We start from the raw sequence: 15,677 nt of genomic DNA, 5'->3' as shown, positions 1-15,677 counted from the left end.
CATAATACGAATGGGGAGAAGCGTTGAGAAGACGTTTACCTTACAGCCTTCGGAGCATTCGGAGAGAGGACCGTATGACCGTATTGCATTCACCGCGGCGCATTGTGCTGCTTGACCTTGATGGTACGTTGACCAAATCTGACCCGGGCATCATCGCCTGCGTGGTCAAGGCGTTTGAGGCGCTTGGCCGTCCGGTGCCGGACGAAGCGGAACTTCACCGGTTCATCGGGCCGGCGATTATCGAATCGATGAAGCGCAATCACATTCCGGATGATCAGTTGGCCAAAGCCGTCGAGATTTACCGTGATTATTACAGCAACAAGGCGGTGTTCGACGACCCCAATCATCCCGGGAACAAGGTACCGGGAAAGCTGTACAACACTGTGTATCCGGGCATTCCTGAGCAGTTGCAGACATTGAGGGCCGACGGGTATTTCCTGGCCGTCACGACGTGCAAGCCGGAATATCAGGCGAAGCCGATTTGTGAGCATTTCGGGCTTGACAAGCTGGTCGATGCAGTCTATGGGGCCAGCAAAGACAATTCCAGGCTCGACAAGGACCAGGTCATCCGGTACGCGTTCGAAAATATGGGCTTCAATGTCATCCAAGGTGATCGCGCGTTGATGGTCGGCGACCGCTGGACGGATGTCGAAGGCGCGAAGGCATGCGGCTTGGATTGCCTGGGTTGCGGATGGGGGTACGCCGAGCCCGGAGAGCTCAACGAACATGGCGCGTACCGGATTATCGACGAAGTCAGCCAGTTGCGTGACGCCGTCGAAGATTACTTCAACATTGACGAAAACTAAATCAAAGGCAATCGACAATCCATAATCGGAATGGATGCCGATACAAACATAACACATTCGTCCGGATGCAGAATGATATGCATCCGGACGTTCTCATTGTGTGAGTGATTGCCTGGAATAACAACGCATGAAGCTCTTCAGTCAGCGGCGACGGAATTGGTACCATTAACATCCGATAATGTACGTTATGTCAGAATGTAACTATTGACCCCTCCCCGTACACGCAATCGCATATCTTTCGATGCTTCAATACGACAACGACGCATGCGCTCATCCCGGCGCATCAGCAATCTATGACAATCGGCGTCGGCACTCCGATGCGAATTCCAACGTGACTGTTCGTCGTCATATCATTGGTGTAGGCGCCAAACGTCATTGATGTCGTTGTCACGACGGCGTTGTTATCGCGTGGATCGGCTTCGGCTCGACATGGCGTTCGGCGCATCATGATGATATTTGATGACGCGTAGTGAGGTTGCTATAGCTTGGTCCCTGCCGGCTATGGTTGCGATGATACTGGATATCGGCTTTCTGGTGTATGCCGTTGCTGTGTCCGTGTTCCATTACCGCTTGCATGACGGTGCCAGGTCGATATTCTTCTGTGTCCTGCTTTGTCTGCTCGGCGCGTGGACCACATATGGAACTGTGGCATCCTTGCTTCTGCATCGTCCCCGGCGTGAGTCTGCCCTTGTTCCGCTCGTTCGGTGATTTGTGGATGTTGTATTTCTTCGTAGGCGGATCGTTCAGGCGATTTCGGAACCGCGGTTGTTTCCCCGATGTCACACGCGCGCTGATGATATCGACGTATGCGATCAGCGCAACCTGTCTCCTGGTGTTTCTGCCCGGTTGGTGGATGACCACGCGCTGGGTAAATCGAACGTGACTCATATCGCCGATGCGGGAGCGAGGTGCAGGAGTCACGTAAGGACTTACATCCGGTCATTCCCGCTGTTTGCCGCCGAGACGGCGTCATCGGCGTGTTTCCTGGGGTTGTCTTTCCCGGTCTGCGCTGACTGATCGGCAGGCTCGAGGTTCTTATGCCCGGCAAGTTTGGCGTGTGTGGCTTCGGCTTTCGCGGCGCGTGACGCCTGCCGGTACATGAACCACAGTTCCAAGGCGATGAGCACGATCAGAATCGCCCCAGAGATGCCTCCGACGCTGTCATACCAGGACAGCATGGTTTTGCCGATGCTTTCCGCGGCTTCGGTAGCCACGATATACGGCGCCATAGCAAGAATCAACGAGACGAAATGCAGGATGATGACGGTTTTGCTGACCGGACGAGGATCTGTGCTCTCCTCCTCCCCTGCCGCGACGGTATCGTCTGACGCCACAACACCGTCTGATGCTGTCTTGGCAGCAAACGCTACAGAGGCGGCGGATGCCGAATCCGCCGGATGACCGGCATGGGAGCGTCGCGTATCCATCTTCAGCACCATCACGATGACGGTGACGCAACATACCAAGGCAATCAGCCAGAGAACAAGTGGAAGAGCAGTCATCGAATGTAACTCCTTAGAACTGACAATAAACCCGTATCAGAGCATATCTGCCAACAACGGCGATCCACAGCAGCAATGGCATGCCGCGCGTGAATGCCTGGCCACTCACACATGCACAAGGAACGGATCATACTCATCCAAGTCCTGCATGCTGCGTTCCTCATGTCGGATTTCAAGTTTCCTGCGCATACGGGCTTGCGCAAGCTCCTCGAATGGTCCACCGCTCGGCATCTGGGAAGCTGTGACGGAACCATCGGGAAACACGTCGACGTGCGGCTCTTGTTCAAGCCGCTGCTCGATTCCATGCCACAGCGCGGTCACGGAAATGCCGAACACCGCCGTTCCGCTGCCGAGCACATCGCCGATTCTGTCCCCGTCCCGGCATTCGTGCACATGCTCGCCGTCGCTGAGAATCGTCGTATGCTCCAGTTGCGCGGTACTTCGTTGCATGAGATACCCGATGGCGATGGTCACGTTCTGCAGGTTCACGCCTGCGTCAAGCAGCCGTTTGGACACGGCGAGAATCAGCACGTCCTTGAACGAGTACAACCTTCGCGAACCTGAGCCATGCGAGGCTTTGATGGACGGCTCGACGATTTGCTTCCGTGCCCAATAATCCAGCTGACGGTAGGTGATGCCGGCGACTTTCGAGGCGACAGTCCCTCGGTACCCGCGTGTCGGCTTGTCATCGTCAGGGAAGGAAAACAACTCCCCCTGGACGATGGTGATGTCACTGGATGACACAGTAGCGTTCGACGCGTGAGTAGCACGATGGACTGCCATGTCACCTGTGCCCTTTCTGAAGAATACTGCGGTGGCTTGGAGACCGTACCGAGGCCGCAGTGCGGGAAGAGGAGGCGTGATCGCGGGATTGCCGCCGATCACGCCGAAATAAATTCAGGCCTGCGCGGCGTTGCCGAAGAACACCAGCCTGAATTTACCAATCATGATTTCGTCACCGTTGTGCAACACCGCGTTATCCACGCGTTGACGGTTGACATATGTGCCGTTGAGGCTTCCCGCATCGATGACTTCGAACGTGCCGTTCGTGCGGCGGAAGACCGCATGATGACGCGACACGGTCGAATCGTCGAGCAGGATGTCCGCATGCGGGTCGCGTCCCACCGTCACTTCGTCCTCGTCAAGGAGATACCTGGAGCCTGATACAGCGCCTCGCGTCGAGATGAGCAGCGCCGTGCCGGGCGACAATTTGGTGATGGTGTCGAGGTCTTCCTGGGTCAGAGGACGGTCCCCGGTCGTAGTAATGGGTATCGTGATGGCAGGCATCCCGATGATGGTCGTTTCGCCTGCGCTTGGAATCGGATCAGTCATACTTGCTATTCTACAGTCTTTGCGTATTGATATTGGGGTACGTCGCGAATCTCGTTGATTTCGACCTTATCGGATGATGTCACTTTGACTTTCGCGCCGAATTTCACACTGAGCCTGGAGCCGACGCCGCCGGCGATATTGACGGCGTTCTGCAGATTCTGCGGGTCGCCGATAGCCTTGACCTTGTACGGTGTGGAAAGTTCCTGACCATCGCAAATCAGCCCCGTTTTCGTGTCGGCGAAGTAGGTTGACGTCACGACTCTCACGGTGTTGACCGCCATGACTTCCGCACCTGCATTGCGCAGTTCCTCAATCAGTTCGAACATGGTGGCGGCATCGATGCGCTCCTTCGTGCCCTTGCTGATGGTGATGACCACGCCTTTGCCCTGTGCCGCCAGACGGCCGGAGAGCAAGCCGCTGGTCTCTTCGTTCTGCTTGGCGATGCGTTCGGCTTCCGCCTGCTTGTCCGCGGCCTTCTGCAGCGCGGTGAGCTGTTCGGTCAGCTGGCTTTTGCGCTGTTCGAGATTCTGTACTTGGGAACTGGTCTCGGTGATGAGCCTGGTCAGTTCGTCCTCGCTCATCGTCTCATATGTTGATGTGGTGTTGTTCAGCTGGATGGCATAGCTGAAACCGAGCAACGCGCACAGCAAGAGCACAAGCAGGCTGGTCATAAAGCGGGTGCGGGCCGCGTTCGCTTGTAGCGAACGCTTGGGTTTTCTTCTGACAACCGGGAACGATCCCGTCTCGGTATGGTCGTTTGCGCTGTCCGCGACACGCTGACGGTGCAAACGGCTAAGCAGATCCTGTGGTTCCTTCTTATGACTCATGACATTACGCCTTGAAGACGAACCGGCGGATTGCGGACACATTGGAGAAGATTCTGATGCCCAGCACGACGATGACTGCGGTCTGCAGCTGCGAGCCGACGCCGAGCTGATTGCCCAGAAGCACGAGCAGTGTGGCGGTCAATACGTTGGAGATGAACGAAATCACGAACACCTTGTCGGAGAATGTGCGTTCGAAATACGCACGGGCCGCTCCCAGCAGCGCGTCAAGCGCCGCGACGACCATGATCGGCAGGTACGGCTGCAAGACGACCGGTATATCCGGTTTTACGAAGATGCCGATGACCACGCCGATGATCAGCCCCAATACTGCAGCCATTAGTTCGCCCTTTCCGCGTAGCTGATGTCACTTGAGCTTGCCGCTTCCAGTGTAATCGACTTCGACGTCGTGATTTGCGGGTAGATTCCCGCGCCTTTCAACGTCGTATATAACGAGCGCTGGCTCTTCTCCCCCACGGCGGAGGCCAACGCGCTTGCGTCCCCTATGGCTTGGATTTTATAGGGGCTCTGCACTTGGTTGACACCCACCAGAATTGTCTGGCCTGCGGTGCGCACCGACGTCTGCACACCTAGACGATAGCCATTGATGGAGATGGCTTCCGCGCCGGCCTGCCATAGGATCTGGATGAACACCTGCAGATCGCCGTCGGTGACGACACGGATATTCGAGCTGCTTTCCCGCGGCAACGACCCCGAAGTGGTGTCGCTGTTCGCGGCGAGCGGGTTCGCGATGGTCAGCGTGATACCCGGCCCAGTCACCGGAATCGTGCCGGTGGCCATCTCGTCGTAGGTCAAGGTGTCGTCCTTGGTGGTGTTGGCCAGCTTCTTGGACTGGTTCTCCACCTTGACTCTCAAGGAGGAGACTTCACTGTTCAGGGTGTTGAGATGCTTGGTCTGCTGTGTGAGTTCCTTTGCCAGACTGCTACGAATCTCCTTGCGAGGGTCGGTGTGCAGAATCTGGACGATGATGCTGCCGGAAAATCCTACGGCGATGCAGATAATGAACACGATAACCCGTGTCGACCACACACGAAAAGCCGATTTCGGCCGCTTGTCCAGCCTTGAATCGCTGAACATCGGGTCCATCGGACGGTTCGTCAGGTCATCGATGAGACGCAGCGAATCATCCTCCAGTTGGGGGCGCCTGCGCCTCGGAGTGATGGGCATGTCAGGTGACGGCGCTGCATGGTGTGCGCCCAGTGATGACGCGGAAGCGGAAAAGACAGCCCGCGTACGCACAGGCGCCATCTCCTTCGGTATGGATATGGAGTCCGGCGCCTGTGGTGCTTCATGCAGCATATCTGCCATATGTCACTGCCTGTTGTCGTTACGGATCAGTCCCAGTCCCTGATGCGCGTAGATAAGCCCTGCGAGCCAGTACAACGCGATGCCCCAGATGCAGATGGCCAAGGCAACGAGATGCAAGGTCAAAGTTGCCGGATTTCTCCAGATATCGGCGAAAATCAGCAACACAATCGCCGTCATAAGCAGAGCCGTGCCCGTCTTTCCCACGAAATGGACCGGCAGGGGCCCATATCCATGCTGCGCGAGCATCACGATGAGGACTCCCATAAGCAAATCCCGCATACCGATGACGATTAACACCCACCATGGGATGACATGGGCGATGCCGAGGGCGAGGATACTGCAGAAAATGAGCAGCCGGTCAGCGATAGGGTCGAGGATCTGTCCAAGTTTGCTCACCTGGTTGAATTTCCTCGCGATGACTCCGTCAAGCCCGTCGGATATGGCCGACAGGGCGATGATGATCAACGAGGCGACCATCTCGTGTTTGGACACCAAGACGGCAATCACTGGGATTGAGATAATCCTCAAAACGCTGATGCCATTGGGCACCGTGAATATCACGTCGCGTGCTTCAGGGCTGTACTGCTCCCCTGAGGTGTTGGAATGCGTGTGCGTATCGCTCATAACCACTGGGGACTTCAGATACGGGATGCCTGGAGTGCAGTGACGATGATACCGCGGGCGCCGACCTCATAGAGCCGATCCATCAGTTGATTGACCTTTTCACGCGGCACCATGACGCGCACAGCTGCCCACTGCTTGTCATGTAGCGGGGAGATGGTCGGGCTCTCGAAGCCCGGCGTGACCTCGACTGCAGCTGCGACTTTCGAGACGGGGATATCGTAGTCCATAAGCACGTACCGCTGTGCAGTTAAGACGCCTTGGATGCGGCGGCCCAGGATGGTCAGGCGCTCGTCGTTCTCCGTGACACGCGGGGAACGGATGAGGATGGCTTCCGAGTGCAGAATCGGGTCGGCGAACACACGCAGGCCGGCATTGCGCAACGTCGTGCCGGTGGAGACGACATCTGCGATGAGATCGGCGACGCCAAGCTGCACGGAGGATTCAACCGCGCCATCAAGGTGAATGATATCGGCGTGGATTCCGTGGGCCTTGAGATAATCGTCGACCAGTTTGTCATAGGAGCTGGCAACGCGCTTGCCGTCGATGTCCTCAAGACGGTTGATCGGCGATTCCGCGGGAGCTGCGAACCTGAACGTGGACGCACCGAACCCGAGCGGCATATGCTCGACGGCCTCGGTGCCGGAATTGAGCAGCAGATCGCGGCCGGTGATGCCGACGTCGATGGTTCCGCGGCCCACGTACACGGCGATGTCCAGCGGGCGAAGGTAGAACAGCTCGATATCGTTATCTGGGTCTTCGACGACCAACTGCCGTGAGTTGCTGCGCAGGCGGTACCCCGCCTCGGCAAGCATGTTCCAGGCCGGTTCCGACAGCATGCCTTTGTTCGGCACGGCAATCCTTAACATATTTCCTCCCTAATTGCTGCGGTTCCCGAAGACAGGACGCTCACAGGTTCTTGTAGATGTCTTCCAGTGTGATACCCCGATCGATCATCATGACCTGAAGATGGTAGATCAACTGGCTCATCTCTTCCGCAGTGCGTTCCGCTCCTTCGTATTCGGCAGCGATCCACGTCTCCCCGGCTTCTTCGACGATCTTCTTGCCGATGAAGTGCGTGCCTTTGTCGAGCTCGCCGACGGTGAGTGAACCTTGAGGGCGGGTCTGGGCTTTCTCGCTGAGCTCCTTGAACAGTGATTCGAAGGTCTTCACTTGTTGTCTCCCTATGTTGTCTGTTGTTGCGTGCAGGGCGGCCGGTTATGCCCGGTATGCCGCCTGTGCTTTCTCACGGATTGATTCGATGGCTGCGGCGGGATCTTCGGCACCGTATACGGCGGAACCTGCGACGAGCACGTCGGCGCCCGCATCAGCGACGATGTGCGCGGTCTTGGGGCTGACTCCCCCATCGACCTGGATGTGGGTATCCAGACCGCGGCGGGTGATTTCATCGCGCAAGCGACGAACCTTGCCCATCTGGTTGTCAAGGAACTTCTGGCCGCCGAAGCCCGGTTCTACGGTCATGATCAGAACCATGTCGAACTCGTCAAGAATGTCGAAAATCGGCTCGACGGGCTCGGCAGGACGAACCGCGAAGCAAGCCTTGCAGCCCATGTCACGCAGTTGGCGGGCCAAACGCACCGGCGCATGCGTGGCGCCCATATGGAAGCTCACCGACGCCGCGCCGAGCTTCGCATACTCCGGAGCCCAGCGGTCCGGATCCTCGATCATCAGATGCACGTCGACCGGCAGGTCGGTGACCTCGCAGATACGCTTGACGATTGGCTCGCCCAAGGTGAGGTTCGGTACGAAGTGGTGATCCATCACATCGACGTGGACGAGATCGGCATTGCTGATCGCTTTGAGGTCACGCTCGAGATTGCAAAAATCGGCGGACAGGATGCTAGGTGCGATTTGAATACTCATAATACTCATTCTATGGAGTACGGCTGACGATGACGAACCGGGAGCCGGAAGGTGGACACGGCCCGCAGCCGGGCAGGTCATGCCTCGCTTGCGCTGGCTTCCAGTTCGGTCTGGGTACGCAGACGTTCCGCAAGCAGCGAACTGTCTTTTCCGCGCCGTTGCAGGATGACGAAGGCGATGGCGCCGAGAACGAACACCACCATCGACACCCATACGTTGATCCTCACGCCGAGGAACTCGTGAGCGAAATCAATGCGCAGGCATTCGATCCATGTGCGTCCGGCGGTGTACCACATGACATACAGCGCAAACAGGGATCCGCATTTGAGGGTGCGGTACGCCTTGTGCCCGATCCACACGAGCAGTGCGGCGCCGATGAGATTCCAAATCATCTCGTAGAGGAAGGTCGGATGGAACAGAGTGCCTGTCGGACAGGTCGAGCCGTCGTAGCATTGCTCCATGCTGCCGATGGCGGTTCCCGCAGTGTTGAGTTTCAGGCCCCAAGGAAGAGTGGTGGGCGCTCCGTACAGTTCCTGGTTGAACCAGTTGCCCAGACGCCCGATAGCTTGGGCGACCAAGAGCCCCGGTGCCACGCAATCGGCGAGCAAGGCCATCGGGTAATGCTTGTGTCGGCACCATGCCCATGCGGCCAAGGCGCCGAAGACGACACCGCCCCAGATGCCCAGTCCGCCGTTCCAGATGCGGAACATCTCGACCCAATTGCCGTTGGGGCCGAAGAAGCGTTCCGGCGTGGTGATGATGTGGTACACCCGCGCGCCGATGATGCCGGCCGGCACAGCGCACAGCGTGATGTCGAGAATCTGGTCGAATGTGCCCCCGGCATGCCTCCACCGGTTCGTGGTGATCCACACCGCGCATATGATGCCGGCGAGGATGCACAGCGCGTAGAAATGGATGGTCACCGGGCCGATGGTGAACTGCGAAATCGACGGGGACGGGATATAAGCCAGTGTCATGATTCCTTGATGGTAGTAGACGATGGCGATAACGTGCCGATGTGGCGTATTGGCGCGCGTCGTGGGCGGGCGGTTACTTCCGGGCTGTCTTTGCTCCTACTGTACTGTTGTATTGCAGTAATGTAATACAGTAGTACAGTGGTTTAGGTCGGCTGTGACCAGGCGAGGATACGGAACGAATACAACAGGACCCCACCAAGCGTCACCTTGGTGGGGTCCTGTCATCGGCACGAGGGTACGTGAAGGCGGGCCGACCGACCGAGCGCCTCAGCGCAAGGTGTCAGTGCCGCGCGTTGTGGATGCCCTCAGCGAGCTCCTCTGTTTTTGCTGCCAACGCGGACAGGCCTTCGTTGAGTGGCTTCGGGATGCGTGCAGAATCATCGAGCAAGGTGTGCACTAGCGCGGAACCGACAATCACGCCATCTGCATACGATCCGACCTGTGCGCCCTGCTCTGGGGTGGACACGCCGATGCCGACACATACGTTCTGCGCGCCGGCATCCCTGGTCCGGGCGACGAGACGCTCCGGGGAGGCGGACAGGGTCGCGCGCTCGCCGGTGACGCCCATACGGGATGCGGCATACACGAAACCGCGTGCGTTCGCCGCGACGATGCGCAGACGCTCATCCGAAGTGTCCGGAGACACCAAGAAGATTCGATCGAGACCGTGGCGGTCAGACGCCTCAATCCATTCACCGGCTTCGTCGGGAATCAGATCAGGCGTGATGATACCGGCGCCACCGGCGTTCTCGAAATCGGTCGCGAAACGTTCCACACCGTAATGGAAGATGAGATTCCAATAGCTCATAACCAGCGGCACGCCGCCAGCGTTCGCCACGGTTTCCACCGCTTTGAACACGTCGGCGATGCGCTCGCCGTTGTCAATTGCGATTTTTGACGCCGCTTGGATGACCGGGCCATCCATCACCGGGTCGGAATACGGTAGGCCGATTTCCACGGCGTTGACGCCATGGCGAACCATCGTGTCGAAGGCCTTGAGCGAGTATTCGGAATCCGGGAAACCATACGGCAGGTATCCGATGAACGCGGGCTCGTCGCGCTTCCTGAAGTCATCGAACATTGCGCGGGTCTTGCTCGGTTTATGGCTGATGCCGAGAGGCTGTCCTGAAGGGGTTGTTGCGGGGTTGGTCATCGTTCACTCTCCATCTACGCTCGTGCCGTGTGCGCCGTTGGCTTCCAGCGCCTTGCTTTGTTCATCGGTCAGATAGCCGAACCATTTGCCGGCTGTGGCCACGTCCTTGTCTCCGCGTCCCGAGATGTTGACCACAATCACCGGATTGGTGTACCCCTTCGCCTTGAGATCGGCGGCAGCCTTATAGGCGCCTGCGACTGCGTGAGAGCTTTCGATGGCTGGGATGATACCTTCGGTCTCGCACAGGTCTTTGAACGCGCTCATCGCTTCGTCATCGGTGGCATACGAGTACTGTACGCGGCCGATGTCCTTGAGCCACGCGTGTTCGGGGCCGACGGAGGCGTAATCAAGGCCGGCAGAAATCGAATACGTGTTCTTCGTCTGTCCTTCGGAATCTTCCAGCAGATAGGATTCGGCGCCTTGGAACAGACCCAGATCCGCCGCTCCCGGGGTCAGACGTACGGCGTGCTCGCCCGATTCGATGCCGTGGCCGCCGGCTTCGAACCCGTACAGGTTGACACGGGGGTCATCGAGGAAGGCGTTCATGATGCCGATGGCGTTCGAGCCGCCGCCGACGCAAGCGCAAATCGCATCCGGGTGGTCGATGCCGTAGATGTCCTTGAGCTGTTCCTTGGCCTCCTCGCCGATAATCTTCTGGAAGTCACGCACGATGGTTGGGAACGGGTGCGGCCCGCAGACCGTGCCGAGCAGGTAATGCGTGGTCTCCACGTTGGTGACCCAGTCTCGCAACGCTTCGTTGATGGCGTCCTTGAGAATACGCGATCCTTGAGTTACTTCGACAACCTCGGCACCAAGCAGCCGCATACGCGCCACGTTCAGCGCTTGGCGGCGGGCATCGATTTGGCCCATGTAGATGCGGCACTTGAGGCCGAGCAATGCGCAGACGGTCGCGGTCGCGACACCGTGCTGGCCGGCGCCGGTCTCCGCGATGACGCGGGTCTTGCCCATGCGCTTGACCAGCAACGCCTGGCCCAACGCGTTGTTGATTTTGTGGGCACCGGTGTGGTTGAGGTCCTCACGCTTGAGGAAGACACGGGCGTTGAGTCCGGTCTTCTTGTTGAGTCGTTCGGCGAAGCGCGGCGCCTCGGTGAGTTTCGAAGGACGGCCGACATATTGTTCGTTGAGCCGCTTGAGCTCTGCCTGGAACGCCGGATCAGCTTTGGCTTCGTTGTAGACGCGCTCGAGCTCGTCCAACGCCCCAATCAACGCCTCCGGAACGAACCGGCCACCGTACTTGCCGAAATACGGGCCCTGATGTTGTGATAATGGTGTGGATTCTGAGGCTTTCACGCGTTCTCCTGTCTGTATTAGCCTGCGCACCGCCGCGGTATGGTCGTCGGCGGTCGCGACACCTTCACCGACCAGCACCGCATCGGCGCCGGCCCGCGCGTAATCCTCGAGTTCAACACTGCCAAACACGCCGGATTCCGCGACTTTGATGACATCATCAGGCAGATCGCCGGCAAGTTCCTGATACTTGCTGACATCCACCTGAAGATTCTTGAGATTGCGGGCGTTGATGCCGATGACCTTCGCCCCCGCATGGCGCGCACGGTCGATTTCCTCACGCGTATGGGTTTCGACCAGTGCGGTCATGCCCAAATCGTGGGTGAGCTTCAGCAGCTGGGCGAGGCGGCTATCGTCCAGTGCCGCGACGATGAGGAGCACCAGATCCGCTCCATGCGCCCTGGCTTCCCAGATCTGGTATTCATCGGTGATGAAGTCCTTGCGCAACACCGGAATATGCACGGCTTGGCGCACCTGGTCGAGATCGACAAGGCTGCCGAGGAATCGACGCCCTTCCGTCAACACGGAGATTGCGCTTGCTCCCCCGGTCTCGTATTCGCGTGCCAGCGCAGCAGGATCGGGAATATCGGCCAGATGCCCTTTGGACGGCGATGCGCGTTTGATTTCCGCGATGACCGGTATGGAATCGGCGCGTTTGAGCCATTGCGTGGCGTCAAGCGCCGGCGTCCTCGTCTCCGCGAGCCGTTTGAGCTCATCGATCGGCGTGCGTTGCGCACGTTCATGCATGTCTTGTGTGGCTCCTGCCACAAGATCGTCAAGTACTGACATGGTTCCTCCAGAAGTTGTTCCCAAGACTAACGATTCAGACGTGTCATTCCACGGGGATTCCCGCATACCGGGACATCGGCGTGCGCGTGGACGCGTCGCAGCTCATCCCCGTACATGGCGTGGATCCTCTGGTTGCAACGAACGCAATTGCGCGGCAATCTGGATCGCTTCGACGCTGGCCTCGGCTTTGTTGCGTGTCTCCTGCCACTCGTTGGCTGGCACGGAGTCGAGTACGATGCCGGCGCCCGCTTGCACCGAGGCCTGATGGTCGCGGATGAAGGCGGTGCGGATGGTGATGGCCATATCCATGTTGCCGCTGAAATCGAAGTATCCGGCGGTTCCACCGTAAATACCGCGGTCTGCGGGTTCGAGCTGGTCGATAATGTCAATCGCCTTGGGCTTCGGTGCTCCCGACAACGTGCCCGCCGGGAACGCCGAGGTGAAGACATCGAATACGGTTTTGTCCGGGCTGACCGTGCCTGTCACCGTCGAACAGATGTGCATGATGTGGCTGAACCGTTTGATATCCATCAGGGAGACGACTTCCACGCTATCGGGGACGCATACGCGGCTCAGATCGTTGCGGGACAGGTCGACAAGCATGATGTGCTCGCTGCGTTCCTTCGGATCGGCAAGCAGTTCCTGTTCCAGACGGGCGTCCTCTTCTGGGGTGGCGCCACGTGGTCGCGATCCTGCGATTGGGAAGGTCATCGCATGGCCGTCGTCCACTTTGATCAGGGTTTCCGGGCTCGAACCGACGACATTGAAATCACGGCCCTGTGCGTCCGTCAACGCGAAGAAGTACATGTATGGACTCGGATTGAGCGTGCGCAACACCCGGTAGACATCAATCGGATCGGCTGGGGAATCAATGTCGAGACGCTGCGAGATGACGACCTGGAACACGTCCCCGTCGATGATATGCTGCTTGGCGCGTTCGACCGCGCGCTCGTACTGGTCCTTGGGCGTACGGAACCTAAGTTCCGGCTTGGGGACGCTCGGGTCGAGGACATTGACCCGAGATTCGCCCTCGGCGGGGGTTGCGGCCTTGCGCTCCATCGTGTTCAGACGCTCGACGGCGCGATCGTAGGCGAGGTCGGCACGGGTAGGCGAATCATCCATGTTGACGGCGTTCGCAATCAGCCACACCGAACCGTTCACATGGTCGATGACGGCGATATCGGTGGCCAGTGCCAGCACCGTTTCCGGCTGACCGGTCTCATCGGGCGCGTTCGCGCTGAGCGTCGGCTCCCAATGCCTGATGGCATCCCAGCCGACCGTGCCGACCAGCCCGCTGGTCAGGTTCGGCAGCCCCTCGACGTTAGGCGCCTTGAGCGCTCGCAGAGTGGCATGAGCGACTTCGGCGACATCGCCGCTCGTGGGGATGCCTTTGGGCACAGTGCCTAACCAGCTGGCTTGGCCGTGGTCGGAACGCAATTGCGCCATGGAATGTACACCGATGAAGCTGTACCGGCTCCACGATCCGCCATATTCCGCGGATTCCAGGATGAACGTGCCGCTTGCTCCACCGGCGAGCCGTTCGTAGAATCCCACAGGTGTCAGTGAATCGGCAAGCAACCTGCGCACAATGGGAATGACACGGTACCCTTGGTCAGCCAGCTCGTGGAATTGGCGGCGGTCCGGCCAAGTTTCGCCCCATCTCAGGTTGGTTACGCTGCACGTGCTCATTGCTGTTCCTGCTCCTTCGCGCGATATCCAACGACCACCGGCAGTGGACCGCCCTGTTCGAAGCATGACCTCTTGCCGGTGTGGCATGCCGCTCCGACCTGATCGACCTCGACGAGGATGGCGTCGCCGTCACAATCGAGATTCAGCGCCTTGACATACTGGACATGTCCGGACGTGTCTCCTTTGCGCCAGTATTCCTGTCGTGAGCGGGACCAGAACGTCACCCGCCCGGTGGTGAGTGTGCGTCTGAGAGCCTCATCGTTCATGTAACCGACCATCAGCACTTCACGCGTGTCGTATTGCTGGATGACCGCGGCGACAAGTCCTTTGTCATCGCGTTTGAGTCTTGCGGCGATTCTTGGGTCGAGCGCGGTGCTGTTGTCGTATTGCGGCTGTGGACCATTGCCATTCGATGCCATGGGTTTCGCTCCCTGTCTGTTGGCTTGTTGTTGGGATGTCATTGTCGCCAAGCATCGGCGAGGGATTTCCCGTCCGCCGGTGCGGAAAGCGGGTACTGAAGAAAACATGAGAGGAACTCCGGGATGGTGGACTGGCCTGATTGCGTTACGGCCATATCCGGATGTCTCAACGTATCCTCGGAATGCTGTTGGGTCAGCGAACCGTATAGCCGGCCTTGCGCAGCTCGGCTTTGACTTCGCCAATCGTCATCTTCCCGTAATGGAAGACTGACGCTGCGAGGACCGCATCGGCTCCGGCCTCGATGGCGGGTGGGAAATCCTCCACCTTGCCGGCACCGCCGCTGGCGATAATCGGTATGGTGACCTGCGAACGCATCGCACGGATCATCTCGAGATCGAATCCGTTCTCGGTTCCATCAGCATCCATTGAGTTCAGCAGTACTTCGCCTGCTCCAAGTTCCTGGGCCCGGCGGGCCCACCACAACGCGTCGATGCCGGTGGAATGGCGGCCGCCCATGGTCGTCACTTCGAAACCGGACTGCGTGTGCTGCTCGCCGCGTTCGCGACGGGCATCCACAGAAAGCACTAGGACCTGGCTACCGAAACGCTGGGAAATATCGCTGATTAGCGTCGGATTGTTGATTGCCGCAGTGTTGACACTGACTTTGTCGGCGCCGCACCGCAAAAGCTGGTCTACATCGTCGACGGAACGGACTCCACCACCCACGGTAAGCGGGATGAACAGTTGCTGGGCCGTCCTGTTGACGACGTCGAACATGGTGCGACGATGCCCTGTGGAGGCGGTCACATCGAGGAAGGTGAGCTCATCCGCGCCCTGACGATAATATTCGGCTGCAAGCTCCACTGGATCACCTGCATCGCGGAGGTTCTCGAAATGCACGCCCTTGACCACACGACCTGCGTCGACGTCGAGGCACGGAATAACGCGAACCGCCAATGCCATATGCGACTCCTTGTGTGAAGGGTGAAGCTTGCCTACACGTCACACCATAGCCGTTGGGCTAGAGCAATCCGGCGATCCGT

General features: G+C 58.7%; 17 protein-coding genes. 1 reads left to right on the top strand and 16 read right to left on the bottom strand.

The genetic code is table 11. The annotated features are described in order from the left end of the window. The first annotated feature begins 74 nt into the window (after positions 1-74). Complete coding sequence (locus ACZ41G_RS04410; protein WP_033505597.1) at positions 75-806, top strand: HAD hydrolase-like protein; 732 nt, start codon at positions 75-77, stop codon at positions 804-806. Between the two features lie 929 nt (positions 807-1,735). Here the strand turns inward: ACZ41G_RS04410 and ACZ41G_RS04405 are convergent. The 16 genes from ACZ41G_RS04405 to hisF all read right to left on the bottom strand — a co-directional run bounded on the left by ACZ41G_RS04405 (position 1,736) and on the right by hisF (position 15,597). After that, a complete protein-coding gene (locus tag ACZ41G_RS04405; protein WP_464144670.1) occupies positions 1,736-2,308 on the bottom strand; it encodes a hypothetical protein in 573 nt (190 codons plus the stop codon). 105 nt (positions 2,309-2,413) lie between these two features. Next, positions 2,414-3,091 carry a MerR family transcriptional regulator gene (locus ACZ41G_RS04400; RefSeq protein WP_044282230.1) on the bottom strand — a complete coding sequence of 226 codons (678 nt, stop codon included), beginning with the start codon at positions 3,089-3,091 and terminating at the stop codon, positions 2,414-2,416. Positions 3,092-3,205: 114 nt separating this feature from the next. Next, positions 3,206-3,640 (bottom strand): FHA domain-containing protein, encoded by a 435-nt coding sequence (locus ACZ41G_RS04395; protein WP_015450556.1) that lies wholly within the window; start codon positions 3,638-3,640, stop codon positions 3,206-3,208. Between the two features lie 5 nt (positions 3,641-3,645). Next, entirely contained in the window at positions 3,646-4,467 is an 822-nt protein-coding gene (locus ACZ41G_RS04390) for a DUF881 domain-containing protein (RefSeq protein ID WP_033505589.1), read from the bottom strand. A gap of 4 nt (positions 4,468-4,471) precedes the next feature. Continuing rightward, the gene (locus tag ACZ41G_RS04385) at positions 4,472-4,804 is read right to left on the bottom strand and encodes a DUF1290 domain-containing protein (RefSeq protein ID WP_015450554.1); all 333 of its coding nucleotides are present in this window, start codon (positions 4,802-4,804) and stop codon (positions 4,472-4,474) included. Beyond that, on the bottom strand, positions 4,804-5,793 hold the full coding sequence (locus ACZ41G_RS04380; RefSeq protein WP_414600824.1) for a DUF881 domain-containing protein: 990 nt from the start codon (positions 5,791-5,793) through the stop codon (positions 4,804-4,806). Before ACZ41G_RS04380 ends, ACZ41G_RS04385 begins: the two co-directional genes overlap by 1 nt. 3 nt (positions 5,794-5,796) lie before the next feature. Next, positions 5,797-6,417 (bottom strand): CDP-alcohol phosphatidyltransferase family protein, encoded by a 621-nt coding sequence (locus tag ACZ41G_RS04375; protein ID WP_321046962.1) that lies wholly within the window; start codon positions 6,415-6,417, stop codon positions 5,797-5,799. 14 nt (positions 6,418-6,431) lie between these two features. Then, entirely contained in the window at positions 6,432-7,283 is an 852-nt protein-coding gene (hisG, locus tag ACZ41G_RS04370) for an ATP phosphoribosyltransferase (protein ID WP_033505585.1), read from the bottom strand. Positions 7,284-7,323: 40 nt separating this feature from the next. After that, a complete protein-coding gene (locus ACZ41G_RS04365) occupies positions 7,324-7,587 on the bottom strand; it encodes a phosphoribosyl-ATP diphosphatase (RefSeq protein WP_029576760.1) in 264 nt (87 codons plus the stop codon). A gap of 45 nt (positions 7,588-7,632) precedes the next feature. Continuing rightward, positions 7,633-8,298 (bottom strand): ribulose-phosphate 3-epimerase, encoded by a 666-nt coding sequence (gene rpe / locus ACZ41G_RS04360; protein WP_015450549.1) that lies wholly within the window; start codon positions 8,296-8,298, stop codon positions 7,633-7,635. Between the two features lie 77 nt (positions 8,299-8,375). Further along, complete coding sequence (lgt, locus tag ACZ41G_RS04355; protein ID WP_464144665.1) at positions 8,376-9,275, bottom strand: prolipoprotein diacylglyceryl transferase; 900 nt, start codon at positions 9,273-9,275, stop codon at positions 8,376-8,378. A 280-nt stretch (positions 9,276-9,555) separates the two neighbouring features. Then, positions 9,556-10,428, bottom strand: coding sequence for a tryptophan synthase subunit alpha (trpA, locus tag ACZ41G_RS04350; protein WP_033505581.1), 873 nt, complete (start codon positions 10,426-10,428; stop codon positions 9,556-9,558). Positions 10,429-10,431: 3 nt separating this feature from the next. Further along, positions 10,432-12,525 carry a tryptophan synthase subunit beta gene (gene trpB, locus ACZ41G_RS04345; protein WP_033505579.1) on the bottom strand — a complete coding sequence of 698 codons (2,094 nt, stop codon included), beginning with the start codon at positions 12,523-12,525 and terminating at the stop codon, positions 10,432-10,434. Between the two features lie 102 nt (positions 12,526-12,627). Continuing rightward, positions 12,628-14,214 carry a chorismate-binding protein gene (locus tag ACZ41G_RS04340; RefSeq protein WP_412170329.1) on the bottom strand — a complete coding sequence of 529 codons (1,587 nt, stop codon included), beginning with the start codon at positions 14,212-14,214 and terminating at the stop codon, positions 12,628-12,630. Beyond that, positions 14,211-14,633, bottom strand: coding sequence for a phosphoribosyl-AMP cyclohydrolase (gene hisI / locus ACZ41G_RS04335; RefSeq protein WP_464144662.1), 423 nt, complete (start codon positions 14,631-14,633; stop codon positions 14,211-14,213). Before hisI ends, ACZ41G_RS04340 begins: the two co-directional genes overlap by 4 nt. A gap of 193 nt (positions 14,634-14,826) precedes the next feature. Beyond that, positions 14,827-15,597 carry an imidazole glycerol phosphate synthase subunit HisF gene (hisF, locus tag ACZ41G_RS04330; protein WP_015450542.1) on the bottom strand — a complete coding sequence of 257 codons (771 nt, stop codon included), beginning with the start codon at positions 15,595-15,597 and terminating at the stop codon, positions 14,827-14,829. Positions 15,598-15,677: the final 80 nt, after the last annotated feature.

This window comes from Bifidobacterium porcinum, assembly GCF_055378475.1.
The sequence above is the reverse complement of the archived record's forward strand: the minus strand, read 5'-3'. Positions and strand labels throughout refer to the sequence as shown.

Coding starts and splice junctions, on each gene's coding strand:
- ACZ41G_RS04410 (WP_033505597.1), top strand. CDS start 75: ATGACCGTATTGCATTCACCGCGGCGCATTGTGCTGCTTGACCTTGAT.
- ACZ41G_RS04405 (WP_464144670.1), bottom strand. CDS start 2,308: ATGACTGCTCTTCCACTTGTTCTCTGGCTGATTGCCTTGGTATGTTGC.
- ACZ41G_RS04400 (WP_044282230.1), bottom strand. CDS start 3,091: ATGGCAGTCCATCGTGCTACTCACGCGTCGAACGCTACTGTGTCATCC.
- ACZ41G_RS04395 (WP_015450556.1), bottom strand. CDS start 3,640: ATGACTGATCCGATTCCAAGCGCAGGCGAAACGACCATCATCGGGATG.
- ACZ41G_RS04390 (WP_033505589.1), bottom strand. CDS start 4,467: ATGAGTCATAAGAAGGAACCACAGGATCTGCTTAGCCGTTTGCACCGT.
- ACZ41G_RS04385 (WP_015450554.1), bottom strand. CDS start 4,804: ATGGCTGCAGTATTGGGGCTGATCATCGGCGTGGTCATCGGCATCTTC.
- ACZ41G_RS04380 (WP_414600824.1), bottom strand. CDS start 5,793: ATGGCAGATATGCTGCATGAAGCACCACAGGCGCCGGACTCCATATCC.
- ACZ41G_RS04375 (WP_321046962.1), bottom strand. CDS start 6,417: ATGAGCGATACGCACACGCATTCCAACACCTCAGGGGAGCAGTACAGC.
- hisG (WP_033505585.1), bottom strand. CDS start 7,283: ATGTTAAGGATTGCCGTGCCGAACAAAGGCATGCTGTCGGAACCGGCC.
- rpe (WP_015450549.1), bottom strand. CDS start 8,298: ATGAGTATTCAAATCGCACCTAGCATCCTGTCCGCCGATTTTTGCAAT.
- lgt (WP_464144665.1), bottom strand. CDS start 9,275: ATGACACTGGCTTATATCCCGTCCCCGTCGATTTCGCAGTTCACCATC.
- trpA (WP_033505581.1), bottom strand. CDS start 10,428: ATGACCAACCCCGCAACAACCCCTTCAGGACAGCCTCTCGGCATCAGC.
- trpB (WP_033505579.1), bottom strand. CDS start 12,525: ATGTCAGTACTTGACGATCTTGTGGCAGGAGCCACACAAGACATGCAT.
- ACZ41G_RS04340 (WP_412170329.1), bottom strand. CDS start 14,214: ATGAGCACGTGCAGCGTAACCAACCTGAGATGGGGCGAAACTTGGCCG.
- hisI (WP_464144662.1), bottom strand. CDS start 14,633: ATGGCATCGAATGGCAATGGTCCACAGCCGCAATACGACAACAGCACC.
- hisF (WP_015450542.1), bottom strand. CDS start 15,597: ATGGCATTGGCGGTTCGCGTTATTCCGTGCCTCGACGTCGACGCAGGT.